This window comes from Nostoc sp. CALU 1950 (assembly GCF_051172895.1).
GTDB classification, from domain to species: domain Bacteria; phylum Cyanobacteriota; class Cyanobacteriia; order Cyanobacteriales; family Nostocaceae; genus Nostoc; species Nostoc edaphicum_A.
In genome coordinates this window covers 42,311-50,292 of record NZ_JBDNJQ010000041.1, presented here as the reverse complement: position 1 = coordinate 50,292, position 7,982 = coordinate 42,311, and the positions used below count along the sequence as shown (strand labels likewise).

The following is a 7,982-nucleotide window of genomic DNA, read 5'->3' as shown; positions in this document are numbered from 1 at the left end:
CAATCAATACGGTTCGGTTAAGGCAAGAGACGCGATGAATCGCCGTCTCTACAAGAATCAATCTTTTGTAGAGACGGCGATTTATCGCGTCTCTTGCCTTAACCAAACTCCTAACTCGCAAACTCACAAATTCCAATTGCGGCGGAAATGGAAAAAGCCTTCTAAAAACTCTTGCAAAGCAATGTTGCTATTTAACTTTTGCTTACTCCACTCTCTTGCTGTTTGTTCCAGGATTTCTGAAAAACTAGGATAGACGGGAGATAAATTCGCTAAATCTTTGACTTTAATTTTTTGTGACATTGCCAAGGCAATCAAATTAATTAATTCTCCAGCTTCTAATCCCAATATTGAAGCTCCCAAAATTTCACCATTGCGTAGCACAATTAATTTACATATACCAGTGGTTTCGTCTCGAAGTTGAGCTGCTGCCACTGTTTTAAAATACTGTCGCAAAACTAAAACTTCATCTCGACGAAATTGGCGTTTTGCCTGCATCTCTGTCAGACCAACTTGCGCCACCATCGGCACAGAAAACATTGCCCAAGGGATGGAACGATAGTTTACTCGTAATCTGGGGAAAAACAGTGCATTGTTCAGTGCAATTTTTGCTTCATAATTAGCGACATTCGCAAAGTCGTAACCACCAATTACATCACCACAAGCGTAAATGCGCTGGTTAGTGGTTTGCAGTTTATCATTCACCACTAAGCTACGCCGATGCCATTTCACGCCTACCATTGCCAAATTTAGAGATTCAAGATTCGGCTGTTGTCCAGTCGCCACTAAAATTTCATCAGTTTCAATGGCCTTATCTCCTGCTTGAACCCACTTTTTATTCTCAATTACCCTCACCTGAGTCACTGGTTTATCGGTGAGGACGCGCACACCTTCGACTTCCAACTGTGCTTGAAGCAATATGGCTATCTCAGGGTCAATATTGGGTAGAAGATATGGATGCTTGACTGCCAACGTCACACTGCAACCAAACCGCGCTAAAGTTTGAGCAATTTCAATACTTTGGGGAATTCCACCAATAATTACCCAATTTTGAGGTAATGTCTTTCCCTGTAAGGATTGCCAAATATTAGAAAGGGTAAGGTAGCCAGTGGTTTGCAATCCGTCAATCTCTGGAATTTCTGGACGTGAACCACTGGCTAGCAAATAGGTACGGGCGCGTAGAAGGCGATTGTTAACTGCAAAAGCTAGTTGGGGTGAAGATTGAAATTGACCACTGCCAACGATGACATCGACTCCCTGTGCGGCTAGGATGGCTGGAGAATGCTGTTCTCTGAGATTTGAGGCGACGCATTGAGCATATAGCATCGCTTCTTGCCATGCCATAGATATGTGGCGTTCTTCTGAGGTATTAGTGTGTGTGGCATAAATACCAAAACCAGCAGCATCATTCAACTTCTGCGCCAGTTTACCGATTTCGGTAAGAGCATGATGATGAGTGAACCCGTAGTCTACTTTAGGTTCCACCAGGGCAACTGTAGCACGTAGTTGGGTTGCAGCAAGAGCAGCGTAGTATCCAGCAAGACTGCCACCAATAATTACAACATCGTAGTCAATTGTCATTTGTCATTGGGCATTGGGCATGGGGCATTGGGCATTGGGGAGAGTGAAAAATTATCTCATCTCCCCTACTCCCCACTCAGCACTCAGCACTCAGCACTGAGTCTAGCGCTGTGAGTAAGCGTTGGTTATCGGACTCTTCACGTACAGCAACCCGGAAAAAGCGATCGCCTAGTTCTTTAAAACTAAGGCAATCGCGGATTAAAATCTGATTATGCTTGAGTAATTGTTGCTGTAACTGCGACGTAGACTCTTGGGACTCAACCAGTAAAAAGTTAGCAGCACTTGCTTGGGGTTGCAATCCTGGTACTTTAGCTAAACCCTGAAAGAGTTGATTTCGTGCAGGTGGTAGCCATGCCCAGGTTTGCTGCTGAAACTCCTTATCCTGGAGTGCCGCAATTGCCGCCGCCGCCGCTAGTGTGTTTACAGGCCAGGGGTCACGCCATAGCTGCCATTTAGCTAGGCAGTCGGGGTGTGCGATCGCATATCCTAATCGCAGTCCTGGGAGACTGTAAAATTTGGTTAGCGATCGCAATATTACTAAATTCGGATATTCTTGCACCACCGGAATCAGGCTTTGTTCCTCATTGGGCGGCACAAAATCCATAAATGCTTCATCCACCACAACCAAAGCAAATTGCTCCAGGTAGGGCAATATAGAGTCCCGCGAAAATAGTTTTCCGGTTGGGTTGTGGGGATTATTCAACAATAGTCCTTTGTCCTTTGTCCTCTGTCCTTTGTCAAGGAATAATGACCAATGACCAGTGACTAATGACAAAGGACACTCCAGCACATTAGCGTTATACGCTGCCAAGGTTCGGTAATAGTCACCAAAGGCTGGAGTGATTAAAATTATCGCGGCTAATTGAGCTAATTCCCTACCTACTAAAGTGAGTAATTCTGCGGAGCCGTTACCCGGCAGAATCCACTCAGAAGGCAATTGATGGAAGTGACTGAGAGCTAGTCTCAGTTCACTATAGTTTGGGTCTGGATAGTGCTTAAGATTACCAATTTGGGACAGTATAGCAGCGATCGCGCTGTTTGGAGGTCCCAATGGGCTGATGCTAGCAGAAAAATCCAGAATAGCGTCAGGGGGACAGCCAGCCAGTGCTGCTGCCCAGGCTAAATTTCCCCCGTGTGCAGGTTGCCGCATTAAAAAAGAGTTCCCGAAGACAGAACCTATGCTTTTGGGGGTGCTACCTTTTCTCTAAACAGTTTTCCTGCCGAGAAGGCAGGAACCCTCGTCGCTGGGATTTCCATCTTTTCATTTGTTTTCGGATTGCGACCTTCGCGGGCTTTACGTTCCCGTGATTCAAATGAGCCAAATCCCACCAACGTTACCTTATCACCAGAGGAAACCGCTTCAATAATCGTTTCCAGAGCGGCAGTTAAGACTGCATCCGCTTGTTTCTTGGTAACACTAGCTTTTTCAGCTACGGCATCAACTAATTCACCTTTGTTCATGTCAATCTCCTGAAGGTTTACTTGAGATTTTTTTACGGATGCACCTTGATACATCAGTACTGGAATCTCTGTTCGCAGAAATACAAAAATCATCCTTTGGGAGTATTTTTACTCAAAACGGCTGTACATCCCATCGGCTCGACTTTTCAATGAATCATTCTAAGGTGTTGTAGCCTGATGTGGATAGATGAAACCATTAATTTATATAGATTTCAGGATTTTTTGTAATTTTAGGGTACTTGTTTCACTAAAAACCACCCCAAAAGTAGGAAAAAATACCTAGTAAATACCCCTATTGCCAATAAAACAGAGGAGTAAAGAGGTGGAAGATGGTCAGCATTTGTTGGGATTAATTACCGTTGTTGAAGAGTTATTGCTGAGATTAACCAATTTTTATGGAAATCGAAGGCTCAGATTCCCGATTTCTCTAAAAAGTCGGGGATTTTGATCACTTTTCACGTCATCTGGAAAAACCAACGCGAAATCTAATCCCCTAGCAAGCTTCTCTAATAAAAAAAAAGAAAAAATTAAAGCCTCTCCCCTAGAAGGCTATTAATTAGCCACATCTTTCTTAACATTTATGATGGCGATCGCTCACTATCACAAATTCTTCTCTGCGTTCGCGCAGCGTGTCGCAGACAGACGCTACGCGTAGCTTACTTCTCCATAGGGGTATAACGAACGCAGGCACTCAACAAACCCTTGTAAGAAAAATGTCGAAAACCCCTGAGTATGTACCTGTTGAATACCCGCGCATTCATGCCGGAGTGAGTCAAGTCGCTTCGCTCCAATTAAAAATTAAAAATGTAAAATTAAAAATTGCAATCACTGGGGGCTTGAACCCACCACTGATAGCGTAGCGTTAGCGAGTCCGCGAGCGTCTTGTAGACCACTAAATCTTTGATCTGAACGTAAGAACTGACTTTTCACGGCATCTGGAAAACCTCTCTCTAAATCTCTCTCCTAAAAGGAGAGAGACTTTGAATTTTCCCCCTTCCCGACACGGGAAGGGGGCTAGGGGGTTAGGTTTTTGGTGGACTTTTCCACATAACCTGAATTGTCAGAACGTAAGAAAGCGATACGATCGAAACGACTACTAGGGGTAATAGATTATGACTCAAGCCATACCAAAACTAGTAACCTTTGAAGATTTTGCAGCGTGGCGACCCGAAGGTGGAAGATATGAATTACATGATGGAGTGATTGTTGAAATGGCACAACCAGCGGGAGACCATGAAGATGTTGTTGGTTTTGTAGCAAGAAAACTAATAGTAGAATTTGACCGATTAAATTTACCTTATACAATCCCCAAAACTGCGCTGGTAAAACCAACGAATTCGGAATCTGCCTATTCCCCAGATGTGTTATTACTGAATCGCCCTAATTTAGTGAATGAACCGCTATGGAAAAAAGAATCAACTGTAAGCCTTGCAGCATCAATTCCCTTAGTAGTTGAGGTAGTTAGTACCAACTGGGATGATGACTACTACACAAAACAAGGTAAGTATGAGGGAATTGGAATTCCTGAATACTGGGTTGTAGATTATCTCGGTCTAGGCGCTAAAAAGTTCACTGGCAACCCGAAACAGCCTACTATATCTATTTATCAATTAATCGATGGTGAATACCAAGTTACTCAATTTAGAGGCACTGACCGTATCCTCTCGCCTACTTTCCCAGAAGTGAATTTAACCGCCGAACAGATTTTTCAAGCCGGAGGTCTACCAACGTAGCCACAACCCCACTTACTGTTTTACACTACTAAAAAATGTCAGTTAAAGAGGTGTGGATATGAAAATTAAATTTTCCCAAATTCGTTGTATGTTGAGTACAAAACCAGGTAAAATATTTTCCCCGGAAATAGTTTGAGGAAATTCTAAAACTTCCACATCTTGTCCTGGACGATAAATTTCTACTTCCTGTTTTTTTCGGTTTATCAACCAACCTAGACGACAACCATTTTCGATATACTCTTGCATCTTGTTCTGAGTTTTTTTCAAGCTATCATTAGGCGAAAGTATCTCGATCACAAAATCAGGACAGAGGGGAATAAATTTTCCTTTTTGTTCTTTAGTCAAAGCATATTAACGAGATTTTTCCACCCAAGAAACATCTGGAGAACGGTCAGCCCCTGAAGGTAAAGTAAATCCAGTTGATGAATCAAAAACTTCGCCCAATTGATTTTGATCGTTCCAGAACCATATTTGAGCGTTGATAGTAGAATTACTTTTTCCTGTTTCTCCTCCCGTAGGTGGCATTATAATCAACTCTCCTTCGGCATTGCGTTCTAATTTTAAATCGGGGTTTTCTTCACACAATTGATAAAACTGCTCTCTTGTCAGTTTAATTACAGAATTGAGGTTTAATGTAAGTGCTGTCATAGGAGTATGTCCCGTTTTTGTTAGCTGACTGGGCTACAAATCTATATCTATTTTGTTCTACAGGACAATGAAATACTAACTTACAGCATTTCACTGCGAGGCTTCAGCCGCTTATCTGCTCTGCGCGGAGAATTCGTGAACAAGAAGATCCCCGACTTCTTTAAGAAGTCGAGGATCTGAGCCTTTGCCAGAACTGACTCACCTGCATATCATCTTTATTATCTACCTGGAACCTTCAACCCCCTACGCTCAAGGATTTGCCGCACCTCTGGGCTTGGAGCGTAGTTATAGCCATATGAGGAGTTTTCTGTGTCATCCATAATTTGAGGAGTGAGCAATACAATCACCTCATTACGCTGGTTCTGTCTGTTTGTACTTCTAAACAGCGAACCAATTAGTGGAAGATCACCCAAAATAGGAATTTTGGAAACAGAAGTCCGGTCTGAATCTTGAATGATGCCTGAGAGAATTAAGGTCTGACCATCTCGCAAGCGAATCAAGCCAGAATTAAGAGAGCGCTCCGATACTAAGAAGATTTGTTGAGTACCGCCTCCTCCAACGTTGATGGTAGCTGGAGCTTGGGGTGCTTTGACAACGGGAGCTACCGATAGAGAGACAAAACCATTGTCATCAATCCGTTCAACTTTAACAGCTAGGGTTAAACCTACTCGGTCTTTTTCTGCTGAAATCGTTTCTGTAGCAAGATTCGTATCCCGAACTATTTCCCTTTTAATATTGCCTACCACTTCCTGAGTCAAGTTTACATTGGCTGTTTGACCTTCTTGCACAATTAAAGTCGGGTCTGTCAAAATCTTGGCATTGCCATTTTGCACTTGAGCTTGCAAGCTAGCGAGAAGACGCTTAGGGAACTGAAATAAAGTTGGGAGAGCAAATGTATATTGATCAGGAGTTCCAGGACTTGTGGCTGTTGGTGGAGTTCCTGGAGTAAAATCTGTAATACCTGGTTCTAGTGGATTACCTACATCAGCGGTAGCTGATGGTGTATTGCCTTGAGAATTAAAAAATCCATCACCCAGAAATGTTCCTCCTGTAACAGGATTCTGGATAACTGGCGTACTAGTCACACTGGTTGATGCTTCAGCGCTAGTAGCTGGTCTGGAACCACCAAAATTCAGAGATGCTGCACCACCATCACTTGTGAAGTAGTTGTTACCAACCCCAAAGGAAAAGCTAGTGTTGTAGTCCTGGGTGTTCAAGAGGTTAACATCAATAATCTTTACGTTAACTACCACTTGACGACGGCGGATATCAAGCTGAGTTAGTTGAGCCATAGCCATCTCAACTAGCCGAGGAGGCCCAATCAAAGTTAGAGCATTGGTACGCTCATCTCCTAATGCTTGTAAACCTCTAAGTAATGGGCTAGAGTCTTTAAAATCAACGCGTTGAGTTTCAACTTTAGTTTCTGTAGTTGTCTGAGTTTGGGTGATGGGAGCAACTCCAGTACCCACGGGTACGGCATTAACACTGGTAACTTGTCGTTCGCGGCTGACAGCACTTTCTGCTCCCAAGCTGACCAAAAAATTCAGGGCGACTCCCACCGTTACCTGATTGAGTCGCAAGCTACGCATAACCATGTCACGAGTGGAATTAGGTAGTTTAGGCCCAACAAAAACCGTGCGATTACTGCGGTTAGCTTCAAAACCACTCAAGCGTAAGACGTAGTTAAACACATCTTGCACTGGCTCGTTTTCTATATCTAGCGAGATTGTTTGAGAAACTGCTGGTGCATTAGCAGCATTACCTTGTTGACCTCCAGCAGCTTGCTCACCTCCGATATAAGCCAGATTTAAACCAGCAGCACGAGCAAGCAGTGACAAAACCTCACGCACCGGTGCATCTCGCAGTACTAAACGGGGTACACGTTCCTGAGTTCCTAAGTCAACTGTGCTAGGAGAAGCATCGGTATTAGATATGGCAATATCTCCCACTGGTGGGGCGACGGCTCTAGGTAAGAAAGGTGGAGCCTGACTCAGAGGTTGACCTGGCCCAGCAGCTTGTGCAGGTTGTCCGTCAATGGTGACTTGCGGGTTGGGAACGAGAACACCTGAATTTTGACCAGGTTGGGCTGGGGTTGAAGTAGGTGGTGCTGTGGATGTAGGCGCTGTTGGCGTTGGTGCTGATGCTGTAGTGCCTGTGGAAGGGCTAAAGCTGAGTGTAATTCCATTTTGCGATCGCACCACGGGTTGACTGCCAGGTGCGTTGTTACTGCCAGTTACCGTCACTCGGATGCTATTGGCATCAAGCTGATTAACCTCAACAGAGGCAATTCCTGGTGCTGGGCTATCTTGACGAAAACTATTACCTTGTGGTAATCGTAATTGAGTATTGATAATATCTGCAATTAAAGCATTGCCTCTTTTCGTAGTGAAAACTTGGGGGCGTGACCCGGAAGAAGTTTTCAAAGCAACGCTAATTCCACCATCAACCGCATTTAACTGTACATTAGTAACTTGGCTGATTTGTGCCCAAACTGGTTGAGCTGCCAAAAATACAAAAGCAGCAGTACTCAATATAAAACTATTACCGTGAAGCTGTTTCACA

Annotated in this window: 5 protein-coding genes and 1 pseudogene; 1 reads left to right on the top strand and 5 read right to left on the bottom strand. The window is 43.8% G+C overall.

Features of this window, described 5'->3' with window-relative positions; translation table 11 throughout:
• Nucleotides 1-123 precede the first annotated feature (123 nt).
• The 3 genes from ABF638_RS13825 to ABF638_RS13815 all read right to left on the bottom strand — a co-directional run bounded on the left by ABF638_RS13825 (nt 124) and on the right by ABF638_RS13815 (nt 3,039).
• Nucleotides 124-1,578 carry a dihydrolipoyl dehydrogenase family protein gene (locus ABF638_RS13825; protein ID WP_435023241.1) on the bottom strand — a complete coding sequence of 485 codons (1,455 nt, stop codon included), beginning with the start codon at nt 1,576-1,578 and terminating at the stop codon, nt 124-126.
• A gap of 76 nt (nt 1,579-1,654) precedes the next feature.
• A complete protein-coding gene (cobD, locus tag ABF638_RS13820; RefSeq protein WP_435023240.1) occupies nt 1,655-2,728 on the bottom strand; it encodes a threonine-phosphate decarboxylase CobD in 1,074 nt (357 codons plus the stop codon).
• A 26-nt stretch (nt 2,729-2,754) separates the two neighbouring features.
• Nucleotides 2,755-3,039, bottom strand: coding sequence for an HU family DNA-binding protein (locus tag ABF638_RS13815; RefSeq protein ID WP_010998076.1), 285 nt, complete (start codon nt 3,037-3,039; stop codon nt 2,755-2,757).
• Between the two features lie 1,112 nt (nt 3,040-4,151).
• On the opposite strand from ABF638_RS13815, the gene ABF638_RS13810 reads away from it, so the two are divergent.
• Nucleotides 4,152-4,772, top strand: coding sequence for a Uma2 family endonuclease (locus tag ABF638_RS13810; protein ID WP_435023239.1), 621 nt, complete (start codon nt 4,152-4,154; stop codon nt 4,770-4,772).
• 42 nt (nt 4,773-4,814) lie between these two features.
• Here the strand turns inward: ABF638_RS13810 and ABF638_RS13805 are convergent.
• Nucleotides 4,815-5,420, bottom strand: a pseudogene (locus ABF638_RS13805) (Uma2 family endonuclease).
• Nucleotides 5,421-5,638: 218 nt separating this feature from the next.
• Nucleotides 5,639-7,981, bottom strand: a complete 2,343-nt coding sequence (locus tag ABF638_RS13800; RefSeq protein ID WP_435023238.1) for an AMIN domain-containing protein — start codon at nt 7,979-7,981, stop codon at nt 5,639-5,641.
• Nucleotide 7,982 lies beyond the last annotated feature (1 nt).